A 19,390-nucleotide genomic window follows, 5' to 3' on the forward strand; every position below is an offset into this window, starting at 1 on the left:
TCGCATAAAGCTTGGCAACCCGAAGACCACTCGCTAACGGTTTCTTCTCAGCGGAGCGCGGCGGCCGCCAGCGCGAGCGCCGCGCCGGTCGCCAGCCAGTCGCGGGAGCGGTACGCCAGCGGCGGCGGCGTGGGGTTCCACGCGAAACACCGGGCGCGGAGCGCGACCGACAGCCGGTCGGCGCGGTCGAGCGCGCGGGCGAGGCCGCCGACGGCGACCAGCCGGATGCGCTCGCGGAGCGGGCGTTCGCTCCCGAGGCGGGCGTTCACGGCGTCCCGGCGGCCCGCGATGTCCGACTGGAGGACGGGGAGGAATCGGAAGACGAGCGCGACGCCGACGCCCGTCGCCTGTCCGACGCGGCCCGGCAGCAGCCACCGGACGGCGGCCCGCGAGTCCCGCGTCGGCGTGCTGTAGACGTACGCCGCGGCGACGAGCAACACGAGGACGACGCGGTAGGACGCCAGCGCCGCCGAGACGGCCGCGTCGGGGCGAATCCACGGCGGCCCGAGCGTGAGGGCGGTGACGACGGGGCCGGCGACGAGGAACGGGAGGACGACGCGGAACTCCCCGAGGGCGGCGCGCGGCGAGGCGTCCGCGAGGTACGGCGCGAGCACCGCCAGCGGCGTCAACAGCGCGAGCCCGAGCGGGGTAGTGTGGGCGAACGCGACGAGCGCGAACGCGGTCTGGAGCGCGAGCTTCGCGCGCGGGTCGAGGGCGTGGAGGACGCCGTCTCCGGGTCGGTACGCGAGCGTCACGGCAGGCGCACCCCGAGGTCGGGGAGCCGGTCGCGCACGCTCTCGGGCGGGCCGTCGGCCGCGATTTCGCCGTCCGCGAGCGCGACCACGCGGTCGGCGAACGCCCAGACGTCGCGGAGGTCGTGGGTGACGACGACGAGGCTCGTCCCGGACTCGTGGAGCCCGCGCAAGCGGTCGAGGACGGACTGGCGGGCGGGCCAGTCCAGTCCCGTGAACGGCTCGTCGAGCACGAGGTGGTCGGGCCGCATCGCGAGCGCGCCGGCGACGGCGACGCGGGCCTGCTCGCCGCCCGAGAGCTCGTCGATGCGCTCGTCGCGGCGGTCCGCGAGCTCCACCGCGTCGAGGGCTTCGGCGACGCGTTCGTCGATGTCCTCTCGTGGGAGGCCGAGGTTCTCGGGGCCGAACGCGACGTCCGCGCCGACGGTCGCACCGACGAAGCCGTCGCGGGGGTCCTGGAAGACCATCCCCACGCTTGCGCGCGCGGCCACGAGGTCGTCGTGGACGGGCGTGCCGTTGACCCTGACTTCGCCCTCGTCGGGTTCCAGCAGGCCGTTGAGGTGGCGCACGAGCGTCGTCTTCCCGCAGCCGTTCGCGCCCGCAAGCAGCACGCACTCGCCGTCCGCGACGCGGAGGCTGACGCCGTCGAGGGCGGTGGTGTCGCCGTAGCGGTGCGTGAGGTCGTCGACGGCGAGCATCAGGCGGCGCCGAGGTCCTCGGTGCGCGTGATGCCGACCGCGGCCGCGATCTTGAACGCCTCGGCGGGGACGAACGCGACGGCGGTGACGAGGAACGACCGGTAGAGGCCGACGTCCTGCACGAACGCGTACCCGAGCGTGCCGCCCGCGTAGATGACGGCGGTGCCGGCGACCATCGCGGCGACGAGCCGCGGGACGGAGCCGTCTCGGGGTTTCGTGAGGGCGCTGGTGCCGTGCGCGAGCAGTCCGGTCAGGGCGGCTGCGACGGGGTACGACCAGAGGTAGCCGCCGTACGGCCCGAGTAGTGCGCCGAGGCCCGCGCTCCCGCCGGAGAAGACCGGCGCGCCGACCGCGCCGGCCGCGACGTACAACAGCATGGAGAAGCCGCCCCAGACGGGACCGAGGTAGATGCCAGCGAGGAACACGCCGAGCACCTGTAGCGTGACCGGCGCCGGGGAGAACGGGTTCTGGAACGATACGTACGCGAACGCGCCCGTCAGGGCTGCGAAGACGGCGGCGCGGGCGACGTTCTCGACGGTCTCGTCGCCGACGAGGTCGACGGAGTCGGATTCGACGCTCACGGCCCGACCACTCTCGTCAACCGGTTTCAATTCTCTGGTTTACGGGGCTCGCGTGGTAAGCCAACAGACATATAGCGACGCGCTCCGCTAGGGTGTCACTATTACATGGACGAGAAGACCGAGGAACTCCGGGACATCTTCGTCGACGTGGCCGACGGCGACACGGTCACCGAGTCCCAGGAGGAGACCCACGGGTCGCTCGCCTCCGAGGCCGACGTCGAAGCCCGGCTCCGCGAGACGGTCGCGGAGATGCGAGAGGACCTCGACTTCGAGACGTCGCTGTCCGTCGACGAACTCACGGCGCTCGTCGAGCGCTTCTACGAGGAGGACAGCGACGCCGAAATCGCCGAGGTTCTCGGCGTCGACGAGCAGACCGTAATCGACGCCCGCCTCGACCTCCACCTGCTCCGGGAGGCCGACACCGACGCGCCCCTCGACCGCGTTCGCGACGCCGACGACTCCGTCGAGGCCCTCGCCGACGACCTCGGCGTCGACGCGGGGACCATCCAACACTACCAGCGCGTCGTCGAGACCCGCGAACAGCGCCGCCGGCTCAACGACCGCTACCGCGCGGAGTTCGAGAACGCCTTACAGGACCGCGAGCTCTCCGAGCGGCTCACCAGCTCCGTCCACGAGGACGGCCTCGAAGGCGCCACCGAGGGCCAGGAGACGGACATCGACATCTGACGCCGGCCGCGCGTGCCGGCGGTTTTATGCCGGTTTCTCTCTACACCACGAACGAATGAGCGACGGCGCCCCCTCTGACCAGACCACCGGCGCGGAGTACGCCGAGGACGTGCTCGAACGGCTGTTCCGGGACAGCTGGACGAACGCCGTGCTCGCGTGGCTGCTGGTCGCCGTGCTCGCGCTCGTGTTCGTGGACAGCGTCCTCGACTTCGACCAGCAGTGGATGGTGTTCGTCGCCGCCGTCGGCGCCATCGTCCTCGTGCCGCCGGTGGCGTTCCGTGAGTGGCGCGTGATGCTCCCGTGGGAGCTGCTGGTGCTCGCGCTGCTCCCGATTCTCGTCGCCGGGCTGTTCGGCGGCACCCTCGGCACGTTCGCGACGTACCTCTCGCTGGCCGGCGTCGCGCTCATCGTCGTCGTCGAACTCCACCTGTTCACCGAACTGGAGGTCACCCACTGGTTCGCCGTCGTCCTCGTCGTGTTGACGACGCTGGCGTCGGGCGCCGCGTGGGCAATCGTCCGGTGGAACTTCGACCAGTACCTCGGCACCTCGTACCTCACGGACAACCACGCGCTGATGATGGAGTTCGTGTGGGTGACCCTCGCCGGGTTCGCCGCGGGCGTCCTCTTCGACGCGTACTTCCGGCGCCGGGACCGCTGGCTGCGCCGCGCGCTCTCCCGGGTGGTGCCGGTATGACGCTGCTCCCGCGGCCGTCCGCGAGCGCCCAGCGCGCCATCACGCGCACGATGCAGGTCGTGCTCGCGGGACTGGTCGTCTACGGGTTCGCCCGCGGCAACTCCAAGGCCGTCGTGAACGGCTCGATTACGCTGCTCATCACGTTCGTGCCCGCGCTGCTGGAGCGCCGCTACGACCTCCCGCTGGACCCGTGGCTGGCGCTGTGGCTCACCGCCGCCGTCTTCCTCCACGTGCTCGGCTCCTCGGGGCTGTACGTCCACATCCCGTGGTGGGACCACGTCACGCACGCGCTGTCGGCGTCGCTGGTCGCGGGCGCCGGCTACACGGTCGCGCGCGCCGTCGACCTCCACCACGAGGACATCACCATCCCCTCCCGAATCGCGTTCGTCTACCTCTTCGTCGTCGTGCTGGCGTTCGGCGTCGTCTGGGAGCTGTTCGAGTTCGGCCTCGACGTCGCCGCCCAGCAGACCGGGCTGACGATGCCGCTGGCCCAGCACGGCCTCGACGACACGGTCAAGGACTTCATGTACAACTCGCTGGGCGCGCTCGTCGTCGGCGTGTTCGGGCAGGCCCACCTCGTCGGCGTCGCCGAGACCGTCGAGGACTGGTGGCTCGCCCGGTAGCGAACGTTCAAGTGCGGGAACGGGACCACTCCGTGGCGTGTCCGAGACCGTCGCGTTCAGCGACCTCGCGCGCGCCGCGTACTGCCCGCGCCAACTGTACTACGCGCGCCGCGACGACCGCGAGCCGCCGCCCGAGCACGACCACGCCCGCGACCTCGCGGGCCAGTACGACGCCCTCGCAGTCGCCTCCGAGACTGCGCTGGCGACCTACGACCTCGCGGTCGAACCCCCCGAGTTCCGGTCGAACCTCCGCGCCAGCCTCGACCGTCACCCCCGCGTCGCCGACCCCGCGGAGACCGGCGCGTTCGTCCGCGGGAAGGACGCACGCGGCCGCGTGGGGAAAGTTCACACCGACCCGCTGGCGGTGTCGGTGGTCACGCCCGGGCGCCCACCCGAAGCCGGGGTGTGGGAGCCCCAGTCGGTGCGCGCGGTCGCCGCCGCGAAGGCGCTGTCGTGGCGGGAGCAAGAGCCGGTCGAGCGCGCGTACGTCGAGTATTCCCGACACGGCGTCGTCCGCGAGCTCTCCCTGACGACCCGCCGGAAGGCCGCCTACCGGCGGGCGCTCCGCGCCGTCCGCGCGCTCGACGGCCCGCCGCCGCGGCTCCACGACGACGCGAAGTGCGGCGCCTGCGAGTACAGCGACGAGTGCGGGACGAAAACCCGGACGCTCAGTTCGCTGCTGTCGTTCGGCGACGACTGAACTCAGGCGTGCTCGGCGAGCCACTCGCGCACCGCGTCGCCGACCGCTCCCTCGCGGAGAATCTCGTTCTGTTCGACGTCGACGACCGTGCTCCCGGTTCCTCCCGGAGTCTCGCCGGCGTCCAGCACGGCGTCCACCCGCTCGCGGAACGCGGGGTCGAGGTCGGCGGGGTCCGTGACGCTCGGTTCGCCGGAGACGTTCGCGCTCGTCGAGGTGATGGGGGCGACGCGGTCAAGGAGCGCGAGCGCGGCGTCGTGGTCGGGGACGCGGACGCCGACCTTCGCGCGGCCGGCCGTGAGGACCTCGGGCACGCTGTCGCGCTTCTCGCAGACGAGCGTCACGGGGCCGGGGAGGAACGCGTCGGCGAACGCGCGCTCGGTGTCGCTCCAGCGCACGTGCTCGCTGGCGGCGGCCGCGTCCGGGAACGCGAACGACAGCGGCTTCTCGCGGCTCCGGCCCTTCGCCTCGAAGACGGCCTCGACAGCGGCCGCCTCGAGGGCGTCCGCGCCGAGGCCGTACACCGTCTCCGTCGGGTAGACGACGAGGCCGCCGTCCCGGATGGCGGCGGCGGCCGCGTCGAGGTCCGCGTCGCTGACAGGCATACTCGGGCAGTCGCCCGCCGCGCGAAAAAGCGTTACACTACAGGCCGGCGAGCGCGTCCTCGACGGCGTCGTAGTCCGGGAAGTTCGGCCACTCGTCGGCGACCCACGCGTACTCGACGGTGCCGTCGGCGGCGACGAGGAACACCGCGGGCCGGGGTTCGCTGACGCCCGCCATCCCGTCGAGGTCGTGGCTGACGCCGTACTGCTCGGCGACGCCGTTCTGCGGGTCGCTGAACAGGCCCGCGAAGTCCTGGATGTCGCGCTCCTCGATGGTGGTCTTGTGCTCGTACGGCGACGAGATGGAGACGCCCGCAATCTGGGCGCCGTACTCCGCGACGCCGCGGTCGCGGAGCTCGTTCCAGATGTACGTCGAGGGGAACGCGCCGTCCATCGGCGTGAACACCAGCAGAACGGGACCGTCATTCAGGAGGTCCGACAGCGCGACGTCCTCCCAGTACTCGTCGTTGACGAGCGGGCGCGTGAAGTCCGGTGCCTCGTCGCCCTCCTCGACGTGGTCGGCGTCCGGCAGGTCCACGACCTCGAAGTCCAGCTCCATCAGTCCTCACCCCCGTAGGTGGCGTCGAGGTACTCCACGATGTTCGCGCTCTCGGCCATCGCCACGCCGGTCTCGTCGTCGATGATGGCGGGGACGGTGCGCGCGCCGACGATGCGCTTGACTGCGTCGCGCTCGGAGTGCATCGGCTCCACGAACCGGGACTGGTAGTCGATGTTCAGTTCGTCCAGTTTGCGGACGACGCGCTCGCAGAACGGGCACGCCTGCAGGCGGTACAGCGTGACGTGGGCGTCGCTGTGCTCGGGTCGCGGCGGTGCGGTTCGCGCGCTCATGTGGGTTCGTTCGCTCGAAACCCGGGTAAACGCTTCGCCCGCGGCGGCCTCCGCGGGTGCAGCGAGTGAGTAAACTCTTAACCCGCGCGCTGAAAAGGGAGGCTGGAATGGGTACTTCGTCGCTCCCGCTGGCAGTGTCCCTGTTCGGGGTTGAGCTCACGCAGGACGTCGTCGCCGCCGTCGGCGTCGTCGCGATGGTCGTCCTGATGGGGCTGTCGGCGTTCTTCTCGTCGTCGGAGCTGGCGATGTTCTCGCTGGCGCGCCACCGCATCGAGGCGCTCCAGGAGGACGGCCGGCCCGGCGCCAACCTCGTCGCAGAGCTCAAGAGCGACCCGCATCGCCTGCTCATCACGATTCTCGTCGGCAACAACCTCGTGAACATCGCGATGTCCTCCATCGCGACGGGCCTGCTGGGCTTCTACCTCTCGCAGGGGCAGGCCGTGCTCGCGGCGACGTTCGGCGTCACCGCGCTCGTCCTGTTGTTCGGCGAGAGCGCGCCGAAGTCCTACGCCGTCGAGAACACGGAGTCGTGGGCGCTCACCATCGCCGGCCCCCTGAAGTGGTCCGAGCGCCTGCTGTACCCGCTCGTGGTTCTGTTCGACCACCTGACGCGGTGGGTCAATCAGGTGACCGGCGGCCGCGCCGCCATCGAGACCAGCTACGTCACGCGCTCCGAGATTCAGGACATGATCAAGACCGGGGAGCGCGAGGGCGTCATCGAGGAGGACGAGCGGGAGATGCTCCAGCGCATCTTCCGGTTCAACAACACCATCGCGAAGGAGGTGATGACGCCGCGGCTGGACATGAACGCCGTCTCGAAGGACGACAGCATCGAGGAGGCGATTCAGACGTGCACGCAGGCCGGCCACGAGCGCGTCCCCGTCTACGAGGGCGAACTCGACAACGTCATCGGCGTCGTCAGCCTCGAAGACCTCGTCCGCGAGTACCTCTACGGCGAGAGCGACGAGGTGGAGCTGGAGGACCTCATCGAGCCGACGCTGCACGTCCCCGAGTCGAAGAACGTCGACGACCTGCTCCGCGAGATGCAGGAGAAACGCGTCCAGCTGGTCATCGTCATCGACGAGTTCGGCACCACCGAGGGCCTGCTCACCGCCGAGGACATCACCGAGGAAATCGTCGGCGAGATCCTGGAGGGCGAGGAGGAACTCCCCATCAACTTCGTGGACGAGGACACCGTCCGCGTGCGCGGCGAGGTGAACATCGAGGAGGTCAACGACGCCCTCGACATCGAGCTGCCGGAGGGCGAGGAGTTCGAGACCATCGCGGGGTTCATCTTCAACCGCGCGGGCCGGCTCGTCGAGGAGGACGAGACGTTCCGCTTCGGACACGTCGAGCTCACCGCCGAGCGCGTGGAGAACACGCGCATCATGAAGGCGCGCGTGCGCCGGCTCCCCGAGGAGGAAGCCACCGAGGAAACCGACCACGAGTCCCTCGAAGACGACGAGCACGAAGCGTAGCCCGCCGTACTCGTTTTCCCGTGGAGTGATTCTGCTGACTCGGGGAGACGTGTCAGTAGTCCCGTGAGATACAGGGCGAGTCGTCGAGCCACTCCCGGAGCCCGAGTGACCGAGGTGAAAAACACGTTGGACAACCATGGGGGATTCTCACAGGCCTACTCGTCCAAGGATACGACGGGAGCGGGGGTGACTGGGAACTCGTCGGTCTCGCTAACCAACCATGACCGAGTGCCACGAATGCCAACGAGATGGCGCGGGGGTAGTACGAGTGACGTACACGTCGGGTGAAACCGAGGAGCTACGTCTTTGCACGCGTTGTACGGGTGAGTACAGGAAGGGTGGATTCGTCTCCAGCGTTTCGGAACATGCGCCCACCCACGAGTAGAACTGCGCCGGATGACCGAGCACACGAACCGTAGAATATACGGCCGGCATTACTCACCAGTCTATTTATCAGTAATCCGGCGTCGGAATCTCGGAACGTAGTCGTTACGCTGGCTTCAGGCTCTCTATTGGCCAGCTCTCGACCTGACGTTCTCGCGATGGTACTCGGCAGCTAACTGCTCGGTATCCAGTGGCACAGTTCTTATGCCCTCATCTCGAAGAGGTGACAACGATGGCGGAACGACCCGAGTCGCAGTTGGCCGCCGAGACGACGCGCCGAGCGACCGACGCCGGCCTCCGGGCAGAACTCGGGTCCCAGACCCTCCCACGGCATCTCGCGCTCTTCTATCGGTCGAACGAGGCCCAACTGGCTGCCAGCACGGCCTTCCTCGTCGAGGGTCTCCAGTCCGGCAACCGCTGCATCTACCTGCTCGACGTCAACACCGCCGCCGACATCAAAGCCGAACTCCGGCGAGCCAACATCGACGCCGAGGCACGCATCGACGCCGGCGACCTCGTCATCCGAGACGCCGAAGAGGTCTACCTCGCGTCCGGGTTCGACCCGACCAAGATGATTGCGACGGTCGAAGACGAAGCCAACACCAGTATCGCGGACGGCTACGACGGGTTGTGGCTCGCCGGCGAGAACTCGTGGTGTTTCCACACCGACCTGTCGTTCGACCCCATCCTCGACTTCGAAGCGGAGTTCGACGCCGCCTGTCCGGACCTCCCAGTCACCGCACTCTGCCAGTACGACCTCGACCGCTTCAGCGAGACGTCGACCGCGAAAGCCCTGCGCACCCACGAACAGATCATCTACCAAAACCAGCTCTGCGAGAACCCCTTCTACATTCCACCCGAGGAGTATCGCTCCGCCGGTGGCGCGGATTTGAACGTGCAACTGATGCTGGAGCAGGCGTACTCGCTGACGAACGCCCGCCGCAACGTCGATGAACGCGAACAGCGGCTGGGTATCGTCAACCGCGTGCTCCGGCACAACATCCGCAACGACCTGAACCTCGTGAAGGGGGTTCTCGAACTGGTGGACGAGACGGAGTCGTTGTCCGCCGAGAGCCACCAACAGCTCGCGATAGCCATCGAGCATGCCGAGTTGGTCGTCGAAACCGCCGAGAAAGCCCGCTACATCCAACAAACGACGGGCAACACGTCCGTCGAGCCACAGAACCTCACTCCACCGCTCGAGAGGGCCATCGAGGCGGTGACAGCGGAATATTCGAACGCCGACGTCCAGTTCTCCGGGGCAAACGACGTGACGGTACTCGCGGACGAGAATCTCGACGTTGCGTTGCGTGAGGCCATCGAGAACGGAATCGTCCATCAGGAGACGGACTCTCCGACCGTGGTCGTGGCTGTCTCGACGCCGAGCGAAGACATGGCCCGGATAGAGATTCGGAACGAGGGAACCATTCCGGACTCGGAGCGATACACGCTGGAGAAAGACGAGGAGACCCCGTTAGAGCATTCGAGCGGGCTCGGACTCTGGCTGGTCAAGTGGATCGTCGAGACCGCGCACGGGTCGATCGAGTTCTCGGACTCGACTTCAGGAGAGGTATGCCTACAGATCGAACTGTACCGGGTGCCCGCGTAGGAGACCAAGCCGTACGGGAACGCCGTTGTCTGGGCAGTCCACGGAGAACAGTCCGCCCGATTCCAGCACTCCGTGTCGTCTCACGATTTGTTTCGTCGGCGACCAGAAACGACCGGGTGGTATGTACACGGTGGTACACCATGCCAAAATCCCTCGGAGGAGGCGTTTTTTGGGAGAAATAGATGGACGTCATGCACAGAGAGACGGCTACCGAGACGACGCACTCACAACGATGATGACGACAACACCGCCTACGAATACGTGTGCTGAGTGCGGGCGTGAGACGCGCCACACCGTGCAAGTAGAGCTCCGGACCGAGAGTGACAAGGAAGAAAACGCCAAGTTCTCCCGAGAACCGTACCGCGTTGCCACCTGTGCGAACTGCGGAACAGAACAGGCTAGGCGAATGAACAACGCGTAGTTTCCGTTTTACCGGCAGCTGACGCCCGAATCGGCTCAAATAGCGGCGCCACTCGAATCAGTTAGTCTCCGGGTCGACCAACAGCGTGTTCGACACCAGGGTCGAAATTCCCCGCCGGAGCCGTTCCGTTACTGCCTGGTCGGAGATATCGAACTGCTCCGCGAGTTCCTGCGTCGTCACGTTGCGGGGCAGCGAATAGTACCCCGACTCCACCGCGTGCGCCAGCGTTTCGCGCTGCGCCGGCGTCACCCCGAACCAGGGGCCGGCGTCGGGCTTCGTGGGGTTGTAGATGTGCTTAATCGACACCGGGATGTCTTCTTCGAGGTAGTACTCCTGGAACTCCGAGAGCGCGCTGTGGGTCGGAAATCGGAGTTCGAGACTCCAGGTGTCGGCGGTTCCGGTCGCGCTCAACAACACGCCATCCAAATCGAGAATCGTCTGCAACAGCGAGGCGTCCGACGAGTCCCAATCGAGTGCGTACAGCGTTTCCTCATCGTGTGAGTTGACGAGTTGAATCTCGTTGACCGCCGGATGGTCTCGGACGGTGCGTTCGAATGCGTCCCGTGTGCCGTTCTGAATCTGAACGAACGGTATTGGTCTCCCCCCTAACGGGACCATCGTCTCCACCGTAATCTGTGTCGACCCCTCTATCCGGAGGATTTGCCCCAGTTCGAACGTGTCGGCTGGAAGAGTCAGATCGACGATAACAGCCATTCGTACTCCCGTATTTTGTCGCAATTACGATAAAGACTTGGCAGCCCGGTTCTCGCTGAGCTTCTCGGCCTTGGTGTACCATGCTTTCCGATACTGCTATCTGGCGTGGAGACATATCAAGAGACGTAGAAGCGCACGGCTGTGTTCCCTACTGTTCGTGTGGTCTCGAACCACACGCTGTACTACTGCCGTATCACAGACGGCGCGTCCTTCCCATCATGACAAACGACTCTCCCTCCGACGACGAGATCTCGAGTGCGGACGACTTCGACGCTGCGCTCGGCCGGATAGTTCTCGCTGCCCTCCAGAATGACATCGACCTACGGGGAACGTGGGAGTACCGCAGCGACGGGGAGACCCCCGACGTGGAAGTTATGGTCGTCGAACTCGCGGCGTAACGCTCACCGACGGCAGCGAACGGCCGTTTCACGCCTCACACTGGCTGACGCAATCGTCGGGGAAACTGGTCACAGAATCGCGTCCACCGCGAGGAAGCCACCGTAGCCGACGCCGAGCGCGAGCGCCAGCGACGCCACCCACGCCAGCACCGTGAACAGCATCTTGCGCTTGCTGACGCCGCCGCCCGTGGAGGCGGCGTAGCCAGAGCCGACGATGGCGGAGACGATGATTTCGTTGAAGGAGACGGGGATGCCGAAGAAGACGGCGGTCTGGGCGATGGCGAAACTCGGGATGAGCGCGGCGATAGAGCGCCGCGGCCCCAGCGAGGAGTAGTCCTGACTGATGGCCTTGATCATCCGGGGCGCGCCCGTCCACGACCCGACGAGCAGGCCGATGCCGCCGCCGACGAGCACGTACGTCAACGGGACGTCGCCGCCGACCAGCGGGAGGAGCGGGCCGACCGCGAGGCCGACCTGACTGCCGCCCGCGGAGAACGCGACGAGCCCGCCGAGCGCGAGCAGGAAGTGGCGCTGGCCGCGCTCGGGGTCGCCCTTGAGGTCCTGGTAGAGCACGCCCGCGACGACCAGCGCGGTGAGGAGCGTGACACCGGCGTGAACGGCGAGTTCGAACTGGCCGACGCTGACTGCGGCCGCGCGCGCCAGCGACCGGCTCGTCCCCGGCGGCCCGAGGAAGACGAACTGGATGTTCGCGAGGATGACGCCGACGACCGCCGCCAGCACGGGGACAGTCTCGGTGTCGCGGTCGATGCTGCGGAGGCCGCGGGCGGTCGCGTACGCGATGCCGCCGCCGACGAACGGCACGAGCACCCACAGCGTCGCGATCTGCTGGTATTTCGCCCACGCCGGGCCGGCGCCCATCGCCAGCCCGGTGCCGACGACTGCGCCCGTCACCGTGAACGCGGTCGCTATCGGGTAGCCGGCGAACACGCCGACGGCGACCAGCGTCGCGGCGATGATGAGCGCGGTCGTGGCGGCCAGCGGCGACAGGTTCGCGCCGACCAGCAGCTCGCTGCCGACCGCCTCGGAGACGTTCGCGCCCTGGAAGACCGCGCCCGCGAACCCGAGAATGCCGACGATAAAGCCGGCGCGCATCACCGTGATGGCGTTCGCGCCGACCGCGGGCGCGAACGGCGTCGACCCCGAGGAGCCGGCTCCGATGGCCCACGCCATGAAGAGGCTCGCTACCGCCGCGACCACGAGTACCGCGAGTCCGGCTCCAGCCATTACGCCCGTTGTCCGTGCGGCCGACCTAAGAGGCTACCGACCTGCGCGGCAGACGCCGCGTTCAGTTCGTCGTCGAGGTGGTGTCCGCGTCGTCGCCGTTCTGCTCGGGGGGTTCGACCCCCTCGACGGCCTCGGCGGTCTCGGTCTCGCGCTCGGTGTCGACGTGCCAGCGGTCGATGTCCTCGAAGGATTCGAGGTGGTCGCGGACGCCGTCCTTGACGTCGTCGTCGTTGACGTTCACCTCGAAGACGAACTCCTCCTGGCTGCGGATGCGCTGGATGTTCGCGCTCACGAGGTCGTTGTCGAAGTAGTAGGGCGCGACCTGCGTCATCACGCGCTGGTAGACGACGTTCTCGACCTTGCGGAGGGCTTGCCGGCCGGCGGTGTCGGCGGCGCGCTTGACGTGCCCGAGCGTGTCCTGCCACTTCTCGACGGCGGTGTCGGCCTCGCCCTCTTCGAGTTCCTCGTAGGACTCGGTGAGCCGCTCGCCCGCCGTCTGGAGGTCGTCGTCGGGCGACTGGCCTTCCTTCTCGCCGGCGCCCTCGCCGACGCTGGCCTGCTCGGCGGTCTTCTCGCTGACCTCCTCCTCGATGCGCTCGTGGGACTTGGGTCGCCACTCGTTCCACTCCACGAACGCGTCCGGGTACTGCTCGTGGGCGTCGGCCTCGCGCAGCGCCTGTGTCACGCGCTCCCCGTGCTCGACGACGTCTCCCCACGTGCCGCGTTCCTTGAACCCGGCGACGCTCTCCTCCATCGTTGCCACACCTACGACGCGCGCGAATAAACATCTTGTCGCGTGGCGCGCCGCCGCGTCGTGTGCACGCACCACACCCGACGCGCGCGATGGCGGGATTTAAGCGGACTCGGACTCGCTCGTTACGTATGCCCATCGAGGACCGCGGCGACGCGAACGTGCTCACGCACGCGCTGGCGAAGGACACGCTCTCGCGGCTCCGCGACGTCGAAACCGAACAGGTGGAGTTCCGCAAGGGGCTCGTGAAGCTCGGCCGCATCTGCGGGTACGAGATCATCGACGGCGCGATGGAGACGGAGTTCGTCGCCATCGAGACGCCGCTGACGGAGACGACCGGCGAGCGCGTGAAGGGACTGGACGACGTCGTCATCATCAACGTCCTGCGCGCGGCGACGCCATTCGTGGAGGGCCTGCTGAAGGCGTTCCCGCGCGCCAAGCAGGGCGTCATCAGCGCGGGCCGCGACGAGGAAGCCGGGATGAACGACGACGGCGAGTTCCCCATCACCATCGACTACGTCAAGCTCCCCGAAATCAAGCCCGAGGACACCGTCATCGTCGCGGATCCGATGCTCGCGACGGGCTCGACGATGTGTACGGTGCTGGACCACGTCACCGACGAGGCGCCCGACGACGTCGAGGACCTGTTCGTGCTGTCCGCGGTGAGCGCGCCCGACGGCCTCCTGCGCGTCGGCGAGCAGTTCCCGGACGCCGACCTGCTGACGGTCGCCATCGACGACCACCTCGACGACGACGGCTTCATCGTCCCCGGCCTCGGCGACGCCGGCGACCGCGCGTTCCGCACGACCTGATTCGGGCTCGCGCGCCGGAAGTCGCCGCTGCGGGCGCTCGCGGTGCCGAATGTATAAGACGCCGGCCGTTCTGGTCGTGGCCATGAGCGAGGACACGGAGCCGTGTGACTGGTGCGGGGACGCGGTCGCGGACCCCCTCTCGCGGACGGTCCGCGTGACCGTCGACCGCTCGCAAATCGACAGCCAGCGGCTCTGCCCCGAGTGTTTCGCGAACTGGATCGACCGCTACGACGAAGAGATGCGGCCGGAGGACGACGACCCGGACCAGACCGTCATCGAGGACGACGACAGCGACGCCGACATCATCGTCGACTGACCGCCCCGCACCCCTTCGTTTCACCTCCCGAACAGCCCGCAGTCACGCGGTTTCCGGAATCAGCGGGCACTCCCGAAGCCGACCCCGGGACCGCTCTATAGTCGTCCCGAGCGCTCCCGACTACTCGCCGTCGTTCTCGTCGGCGCTCTCCTCGCCAGCCGTGAGGCCGTCGTTCCGCGGGCGGTCGAGCGCGGGGTCGGCATCCCGGTGGCTGGAGTAGCCGTCGAACCACCGGACGATGCGCTCGATGCGGTCGACGACGTGGCCGGGTTCGCCGGAACGGGAGAGCTCGTGGCCCTCGCGGGGGTAGCGCACGAGCCGCGTGTCCACGTCCTGTTTCTTCAACGAGAGGTAGAACAGTTCGGCGGTGTTGGCGGGCGTGCGGTAGTCCTGCTCGGAGTGCACGAGGAGCGTAGGCGTGTCCACGTACTCGACGTACGCCGCGGGCGACTGGTCCCAGAGGAACTCGGGGTCCGACCAGGGGACCGCGCGGAAGTCACCCTCCACGAGCTTGTAGGCGTCCGTGGAGCCGTAGAACCCCGTGAGGTCGTAGACGCCGCGCTGGGCGACCGCGCCCGCGAAGAAGTCCGTGTGGCCGACCACCCACGCGGTCATGAACCCGCCGAAGCTCCCGCCGGTGACGAACGCGTCGTCCTCGTCCACGTACTCCCGTTTTGCGACCTCGCGGGTACCGGCCATCACGTCCTGCATCGTCACGTCCCCCCAGTCGCGCTCGATTGCGGTCATGAACTCCTCGCCGTAGCCCGTGGACCCTCTCGGATTACACCAGAAGACGACGTAGCCGCGCGCGGCCAGCGTCTGGAACTCGTGCCACATCGACCCGGTCGTCGACCACATCCGGTGGGGACCGCCGTGAATCTCGACGGCGAGCGGGTACTGTTCGTCCGGGTCAAAATCCGGCGGCGTGAGCACCCACCCCTGAATCTCGGTGTCGCCGGACTCGAAGCGGACCTCCTCGGGTTCGCGGACCGCGCGGTCGTCGAGGTAGTCGGCGTTCACGCGCGTCAGTTGCACTTCCTCGGCGCCGCCCGGCGTCGCCGCCACCACGTCCCCGGGGTGGTCCCACTCCGACTGGACGACGCCGACGGCGTCACGGGAGACGGAGAAGCCGTGGACGTGGCGGTCGCCGCCGAGCACGACCTCGTCGTCGCCGGTCTCCGGGTCAAGGCGGCGCAACACGTAGCCGCCCTCGTCGGGCGTGCAGACGTAGAGGGCGTCGCCGTCCGGCCCCCACTCGGGCGCGTGGCTGGCGTTCCACAGTTCGAGGTCGCGGTCGAGGTCCGCCGTGAGGTGCGTGACATCGCCGACCTCGCGCGTGAACACCTCGACCTCGGTCTGGACGAGCGTCGGGTCGTCGGCGGGCGTCGTCGTGTACGCGATGCGGTCGTGGGGTCGCGAGGCGTCCACGGCGAGCGTCGGCCCCCAGCCCTCCACGACGGTGACTGTCTCCGTCTCGTCGCTCTCGGAGTCGTAGGCCTCCACTTCCCACCGGAGGTCGTCGTCGCTGCCGTACCGAATCGGGTAGTAGAGGTCGGTCTCGCCCCACGCCGGCCGCAAGCAGTCGACCTCGCCGCTCGTGACGCGCTCGACGTCGCCCGCGTCCACGTCCACGGTGTAGACGTGCGAGCGCGCGCCGTCGCTGTACGACTCGTGCGAGCGGTAGACGTGGCGGTCGATCACTCTGGGGTCGGGGTCCTCGCGCTCGTACTCCTCGCCCACCGCGAGGTCGTGGTCGGCCTCGACTTCTCCAGGGCGCACCGACTGCAGGAAGGCGATGCGGTCGCCCTCGGGCCCCCACGCGATGCCGGAGACGCCGCCCACCACGTCCGTCACCTGCTCGGCTTCGCCGCCGTCCGTCGGGACGACCCACAACTGCGGTCGTTCGTCGTCGGCCCCGCGCGTGGACACGAACGCGATGCGGTCCCCCGAGGGGCTCCACGTCGGCTCGGAGTCCACGCCCTCCTCGACGGTGAACCGCCGGGGCTCGCCGCCGTCGGTCGGCGCGACGTAGACGGTCGCCTCGTAGTCGGTCTCGGATTCCGGGGTCTGCTGGACGTACGCCACGCGCTCCCCCTCCGGCGACACCGCCGGGTGGGAGAGCCGCGAGAACTCGAAGTAGTCGTCGGCCTCGACGCGATTCATGCCCGCACCCAGTCCCGGCGCGCGCATAGGCGTTTGGCTCCCCGAACCTCGGCTCGCTACTCGATGGCCGCCCGCCCGCTGGTCGCACTCTGGATGCGCTCGCGGAGGCCCGCGGCGTCCTCGCTGGCGACGGTCACGTCGAAGGAGACAGCTTCGCCGTAGTCGGCGTCGAACTCGCAATCCGCGCTCTCCAGAATCCCCCGCACGGTGCCCGAATCGTCGTACTCGACGGTGACGGTGAACCGCTCCTGTGGCCGCCGCTCGGCGACGCCCGCGGCCTCGATGGCCTCCTTCGTGGCCCGCGAGTACGCCCGCGCGAGCCCGCCGACGCCGAGTTCAGTGCCGCCGAAGTACCGCGTCACGACGACCACCGCGTTCTCGATGTCCTGCTGCTGGAGGACGTTCAGCGCGGGCTTGCCCGCGGAACCCGTCGGCTCGCCGTCGTCGGACTGGTACTCGCGGAGCATGTACCCATCCCCCGGTCCGCCGGACTCCACGCGCACCCGATAGGCGGGCACGTTGTGCGTGGCGTCGGCGTGCTCGCGCTCGACGGACTCCACGAACGCCTCCGCGTCCTCGACGGTCGCGGCGGGCGCGGCGTACCCGATGAACTCCGAGCCCTGCACCTCGAAGTCGGCGTCCGCGCGCTCCGCCAGCGTCTGGTACGCGTCGGTCACGTCCCAGACTCGGGGAGCGAGAACGTTCCCGTTTGCGGTTGCGCGCGCCGCGTCAGCCGAGCGGCGAACGGCTGCGCGCCGCGCGAATCACGGGCCGGCGCCGCGCTCCCAAAGGGTTATGCGTGCGCTCGCGCAACAGAACGTCGATGGCCGCGCTGACGACGCTGGAACTCATCTACGTGTTCTTCAGCATCGCGCTCTCCCTCTCGGGACTGGCGATGGTGGCGATAGCCGCCAACGCCTACCTCCAGACCGAGCGCCGGGAGATGCTGTTGCTCTCGCTTGGCTTCTCCGTCATCGTCGCGGCCGCAATCGCCACCACCGTCTCGGCGTTCTCGCTGAACTTCCAGAACGCCATCGTCCTCCTGACGGTCAACTACGCGCTGACGACCATCGGCTACCTCTTCGTCATCGCGAGCGTCGTCGGCCAGAACTAGGAGAGCTCCACGGAGCGCACGAACGGCTCGTTCATCAGCTCGGTCAACACGTCGCCCGGGAGCTCCTCGTCCGTGACGAGGTAGAGCCGCGGCTCGTCGGTGAACTCGGGGTCCTCGCTGATGGTCTGGCGGATGCTGATGCCGTGCTCGGCGAGCAGGCCCGTCACCGCCGCGACGATGCCGGGCTCGTCGGCGTCCTGCACCTCGACGGTGACGACCGTGAGGTCCAGAACGGGCGCGAGGTCCATCAGGCTCGGAATCTGGCTGATGTTCTGGAAGATGCGGCGGAGTTCGTCGTCCTCGAGGATGGCTTCCGTCGTCGAGTCCACGACGCGGCGGTCCACCCCGGCGGCGTCGGCGACCTGCGTGTACGGAATCTCGATGTCGCCGGAGACCACGCGGCCGTCGTCGTTCACGGAGAACCCCCGTTCGAGCAGCAGCCGGATGACGGACTGCTGGCCGGGGCTGCCCGCGAACTTCTGCATGATGTCCTCGAACATACGACGACGCAGGCGGCGGGCCGGCAAAACGGTGTGGGTGCGCGACTCGGCAGGACTTTTGCCGCCCCGCCCCGTCCGCTCGTGCATGCGCCAACTCGACACGTGTGACTTCTGCGCCGACGCCGCCAACGGCGTTTACGAGGTCGTGCCAGCCTCCGTCGCCGGCGAGTCCCGACGGCTCGCGCTCTGCGCGGACTGCCGCGCCACCCTCCAGTCGGTCGTGGACCCGCTGCTCGACGCTGCGGGTACGCCGGCCGCCGCACCCGAAGCCGAATCCAAGTCGGAGACAGAACCCGAATCTGAATCCGAGAGCGACCGGCGCGACGACGCCGACGCGGACGCCTCGCCGTCGGTGGACTCGGCCGCCGAATCCGGCGACGACGAGGACGGCATCGTCATCGAGTCCGGGAGCCGCGACGAGCAGGAAGGGGGAAACGCGGAGAACGCCGACAGCGGGAAGCCCGAGCGCCGGCCGTCGGGCTACGGACAGGTGATTCGCCTGCTTCAGAACCGGGACGGCGCGATGCCCCGCGACGACCTGCGCGCGCTCGCGACGAACGCCTACAACCTCGGCGGCCGCGAGTTCGAGGACGCCGTCGAGGCCGCCGTCGAGAACGGCGACGTCGAGGAGTCCCCCGACGGCCTGCGGACGACCTGACGGTCGCTGCGGTGCGTTCCGAGAGATTCGTCGGTCAGCCGTCGAACTCTGCCTCCCCAGTTTCGAGTGCGCGTTCGAGTTCCGGCGTCCCGCGGAGCGCCGACAGCGGCGTCGGGGGGTCCGGGTCGGCCGAGAGCGCCGCGAGCTGGCGGTACCACCACTGGATGTCGTGCCACTCGCCCTGCTTGAAGCCGGCTGCAGGGAACGTGCCGACGGGCTCGAAGTCGAACCGCTCGTGGAGCGCCACGCTCGCGGGGTTCGGGAGCGTCACCACCGCGTACGCGTTCCGGTAGCCCTGCACCGCCAGCGTCTCCAGTAGCGACGCGTACAGCGCCGACCCTACGCCCTCGCCGTGGGCCTCCGCAGCGACGTACACCGACAGTTCGACCGTCCACGCGTACGGCGGCGTCGACCGCAACGCGTCCGCCGCCGCGTACCCGAGCACGTCGCCGGCCGCCGTCTCGCAGACAAGCCACGGGTACTCCCAGAGCGTCGACTCGACCCGTTCGGCCAGCTCCGCGGCCGTCGGCACTTCGACCTCGAACGAGATTGGCGTTGCCTCGACGAACGGCGCGTAGACGTCCCGGAGCGCGGGCGCGTCCGCCGGTTCGGCGAGCCGGATGCCGTAGCCGTCGGTCATCTCT

The 19,390-nt window shown here is 68.4% G+C and carries 25 protein-coding genes; 12 read left to right on the forward strand and 13 right to left on the reverse strand.

What is annotated here, in order from left to right; genetic code table 11:
- Positions 1-47 precede the first annotated feature (47 nt).
- The 3 genes from HHUB_RS12240 to HHUB_RS12250 are packed head-to-tail and all read right to left on the reverse strand — an operon-like array spanning position 48 to position 2,031.
- Positions 48-755 (reverse strand): energy-coupling factor transporter transmembrane component T family protein, encoded by a 708-nt coding sequence (locus tag HHUB_RS12240; RefSeq protein WP_059057881.1) that lies wholly within the window; start codon positions 753-755, stop codon positions 48-50.
- Positions 752-1,450, reverse strand: a complete 699-nt coding sequence (locus HHUB_RS12245; RefSeq protein ID WP_059057882.1) for an energy-coupling factor ABC transporter ATP-binding protein — start codon at positions 1,448-1,450, stop codon at positions 752-754. The genes HHUB_RS12240 and HHUB_RS12245 overlap by 4 nt, the downstream gene beginning before the upstream one ends.
- Positions 1,450-2,031 (reverse strand): biotin transporter BioY, encoded by a 582-nt coding sequence (locus tag HHUB_RS12250; RefSeq protein WP_059057883.1) that lies wholly within the window; start codon positions 2,029-2,031, stop codon positions 1,450-1,452. The genes HHUB_RS12245 and HHUB_RS12250 overlap by 1 nt, the downstream gene beginning before the upstream one ends.
- A gap of 105 nt (positions 2,032-2,136) precedes the next feature.
- Between HHUB_RS12250 and HHUB_RS12255 the strand changes: the two genes are divergently transcribed.
- The 4 genes from HHUB_RS12255 to HHUB_RS12270 are packed head-to-tail and all read left to right on the forward strand — an operon-like array spanning position 2,137 to position 4,735.
- A complete protein-coding gene (locus HHUB_RS12255; RefSeq protein WP_059057884.1) occupies positions 2,137-2,718 on the forward strand; it encodes a hypothetical protein in 582 nt (193 codons plus the stop codon).
- Between the two features lie 55 nt (positions 2,719-2,773).
- Positions 2,774-3,412, forward strand: a complete 639-nt coding sequence (locus tag HHUB_RS12260; protein WP_059057885.1) for a hypothetical protein — start codon at positions 2,774-2,776, stop codon at positions 3,410-3,412.
- A complete protein-coding gene (locus HHUB_RS12265; RefSeq protein WP_059057886.1) occupies positions 3,409-4,035 on the forward strand; it encodes a hypothetical protein in 627 nt (208 codons plus the stop codon). The genes HHUB_RS12260 and HHUB_RS12265 overlap by 4 nt, the downstream gene beginning before the upstream one ends.
- 37 nt (positions 4,036-4,072) lie before the next feature.
- Positions 4,073-4,735 carry a CRISPR-associated protein Cas4 gene (locus tag HHUB_RS12270; protein WP_059057887.1) on the forward strand — a complete coding sequence of 221 codons (663 nt, stop codon included), beginning with the start codon at positions 4,073-4,075 and terminating at the stop codon, positions 4,733-4,735.
- A gap of 2 nt (positions 4,736-4,737) precedes the next feature.
- Here HHUB_RS12270 and HHUB_RS12275 read toward each other — a convergent pair whose 3' ends face one another.
- The 3 genes from HHUB_RS12275 to HHUB_RS12285 are packed head-to-tail and all read right to left on the reverse strand — an operon-like array spanning position 4,738 to position 6,183.
- Positions 4,738-5,337, reverse strand: coding sequence for an L-threonylcarbamoyladenylate synthase (locus HHUB_RS12275; RefSeq protein ID WP_059057888.1), 600 nt, complete (start codon positions 5,335-5,337; stop codon positions 4,738-4,740).
- A gap of 37 nt (positions 5,338-5,374) precedes the next feature.
- Positions 5,375-5,893: a redoxin domain-containing protein gene (locus HHUB_RS12280; protein WP_059057889.1), complete on the reverse strand. Its 519-nt coding sequence runs from the start codon at positions 5,891-5,893 to the stop codon at positions 5,375-5,377.
- Positions 5,893-6,183 carry a glutaredoxin family protein gene (locus tag HHUB_RS12285; RefSeq protein ID WP_059057890.1) on the reverse strand — a complete coding sequence of 97 codons (291 nt, stop codon included), beginning with the start codon at positions 6,181-6,183 and terminating at the stop codon, positions 5,893-5,895. The genes HHUB_RS12280 and HHUB_RS12285 overlap by 1 nt, the downstream gene beginning before the upstream one ends.
- 107 nt (positions 6,184-6,290) lie before the next feature.
- On the opposite strand from HHUB_RS12285, the gene HHUB_RS12290 reads away from it, so the two are divergent.
- The 3 genes from HHUB_RS12290 to HHUB_RS17670 all read left to right on the forward strand — a co-directional run bounded on the left by HHUB_RS12290 (position 6,291) and on the right by HHUB_RS17670 (position 10,075).
- Positions 6,291-7,661, forward strand: coding sequence for a hemolysin family protein (locus HHUB_RS12290; RefSeq protein WP_059057891.1), 1,371 nt, complete (start codon positions 6,291-6,293; stop codon positions 7,659-7,661).
- A 616-nt stretch (positions 7,662-8,277) separates the two neighbouring features.
- On the forward strand, positions 8,278-9,654 hold the full coding sequence (locus HHUB_RS12295) for an MEDS domain-containing protein (protein WP_059057892.1): 1,377 nt from the start codon (positions 8,278-8,280) through the stop codon (positions 9,652-9,654).
- Positions 9,655-9,889: 235 nt separating this feature from the next.
- Complete coding sequence (locus HHUB_RS17670) at positions 9,890-10,075, forward strand: DUF7835 family putative zinc beta-ribbon protein (RefSeq protein ID WP_082687261.1); 186 nt, start codon at positions 9,890-9,892, stop codon at positions 10,073-10,075.
- Positions 10,076-10,132: 57 nt separating this feature from the next.
- On the opposite strand, the gene HHUB_RS12300 is transcribed toward HHUB_RS17670, so the two are convergent.
- Entirely contained in the window at positions 10,133-10,789 is a 657-nt protein-coding gene (locus tag HHUB_RS12300) for a helix-turn-helix domain-containing protein (protein ID WP_059057893.1), read from the reverse strand.
- Between the two features lie 218 nt (positions 10,790-11,007).
- On the opposite strand from HHUB_RS12300, the gene HHUB_RS12305 reads away from it, so the two are divergent.
- On the forward strand, positions 11,008-11,187 hold the full coding sequence (locus tag HHUB_RS12305) for a hypothetical protein (protein ID WP_059057894.1): 180 nt from the start codon (positions 11,008-11,010) through the stop codon (positions 11,185-11,187).
- 69 nt (positions 11,188-11,256) lie between these two features.
- Here the strand turns inward: HHUB_RS12305 and HHUB_RS12310 are convergent, their stop codons facing one another.
- Positions 11,257-12,432, reverse strand: coding sequence for an inorganic phosphate transporter (locus tag HHUB_RS12310; RefSeq protein ID WP_059057895.1), 1,176 nt, complete (start codon positions 12,430-12,432; stop codon positions 11,257-11,259).
- A gap of 61 nt (positions 12,433-12,493) precedes the next feature.
- Positions 12,494-13,186 carry a DUF5828 family protein gene (locus HHUB_RS12315; protein ID WP_059057896.1) on the reverse strand — a complete coding sequence of 231 codons (693 nt, stop codon included), beginning with the start codon at positions 13,184-13,186 and terminating at the stop codon, positions 12,494-12,496.
- 128 nt (positions 13,187-13,314) lie between these two features.
- On the opposite strand from HHUB_RS12315, the gene upp reads away from it, so the two are divergent.
- The gene (gene upp, locus HHUB_RS12320) at positions 13,315-13,995 is read left to right on the forward strand and encodes a uracil phosphoribosyltransferase (RefSeq protein WP_059057897.1); all 681 of its coding nucleotides are present in this window, start codon (positions 13,315-13,317) and stop codon (positions 13,993-13,995) included.
- Positions 13,996-14,071: 76 nt separating this feature from the next.
- On the forward strand, positions 14,072-14,311 hold the full coding sequence (locus HHUB_RS12325; protein WP_089649807.1) for a DUF7569 family protein: 240 nt from the start codon (positions 14,072-14,074) through the stop codon (positions 14,309-14,311).
- A gap of 120 nt (positions 14,312-14,431) precedes the next feature.
- Here HHUB_RS12325 and HHUB_RS12330 read toward each other — a convergent pair whose 3' ends face one another.
- Together HHUB_RS12330 and HHUB_RS12335 are read right to left on the reverse strand one after the other, a co-directional pair.
- Positions 14,432-16,474, reverse strand: coding sequence for a S9 family peptidase (locus tag HHUB_RS12330; RefSeq protein ID WP_059057899.1), 2,043 nt, complete (start codon positions 16,472-16,474; stop codon positions 14,432-14,434).
- 56 nt (positions 16,475-16,530) lie between these two features.
- Positions 16,531-17,151 (reverse strand): IMPACT family protein, encoded by a 621-nt coding sequence (locus HHUB_RS12335; RefSeq protein ID WP_059057900.1) that lies wholly within the window; start codon positions 17,149-17,151, stop codon positions 16,531-16,533.
- 146 nt (positions 17,152-17,297) lie between these two features.
- Between HHUB_RS12335 and HHUB_RS12340 the strand changes: the two genes are divergently transcribed.
- Positions 17,298-17,588 (forward strand): hypothetical protein, encoded by a 291-nt coding sequence (locus tag HHUB_RS12340; protein ID WP_059057901.1) that lies wholly within the window; start codon positions 17,298-17,300, stop codon positions 17,586-17,588.
- Here HHUB_RS12340 and HHUB_RS12345 read toward each other — a convergent pair.
- Positions 17,585-18,088, reverse strand: a complete 504-nt coding sequence (locus HHUB_RS12345; protein ID WP_059057902.1) for an ACT domain-containing protein — start codon at positions 18,086-18,088, stop codon at positions 17,585-17,587. The genes HHUB_RS12340 and HHUB_RS12345 overlap by 4 nt on opposite strands.
- An 85-nt stretch (positions 18,089-18,173) precedes the next feature.
- On the opposite strand from HHUB_RS12345, the gene HHUB_RS12350 reads away from it, so the two are divergent.
- The gene (locus HHUB_RS12350) at positions 18,174-18,746 is read left to right on the forward strand and encodes a hypothetical protein (RefSeq protein ID WP_059057903.1); all 573 of its coding nucleotides are present in this window, start codon (positions 18,174-18,176) and stop codon (positions 18,744-18,746) included.
- Positions 18,747-18,780: 34 nt separating this feature from the next.
- Here HHUB_RS12350 and HHUB_RS12355 read toward each other — a convergent pair whose 3' ends face one another.
- Positions 18,781-19,386 carry a GNAT family N-acetyltransferase gene (locus HHUB_RS12355; protein WP_059057904.1) on the reverse strand — a complete coding sequence of 202 codons (606 nt, stop codon included), beginning with the start codon at positions 19,384-19,386 and terminating at the stop codon, positions 18,781-18,783.
- Positions 19,387-19,390 lie beyond the last annotated feature (4 nt).

This window comes from Halobacterium hubeiense (genome assembly GCF_001488575.1).
In the GTDB taxonomy this organism is placed as follows: domain Archaea; phylum Halobacteriota; class Halobacteria; order Halobacteriales; family Halobacteriaceae; genus Halobacterium; species Halobacterium hubeiense.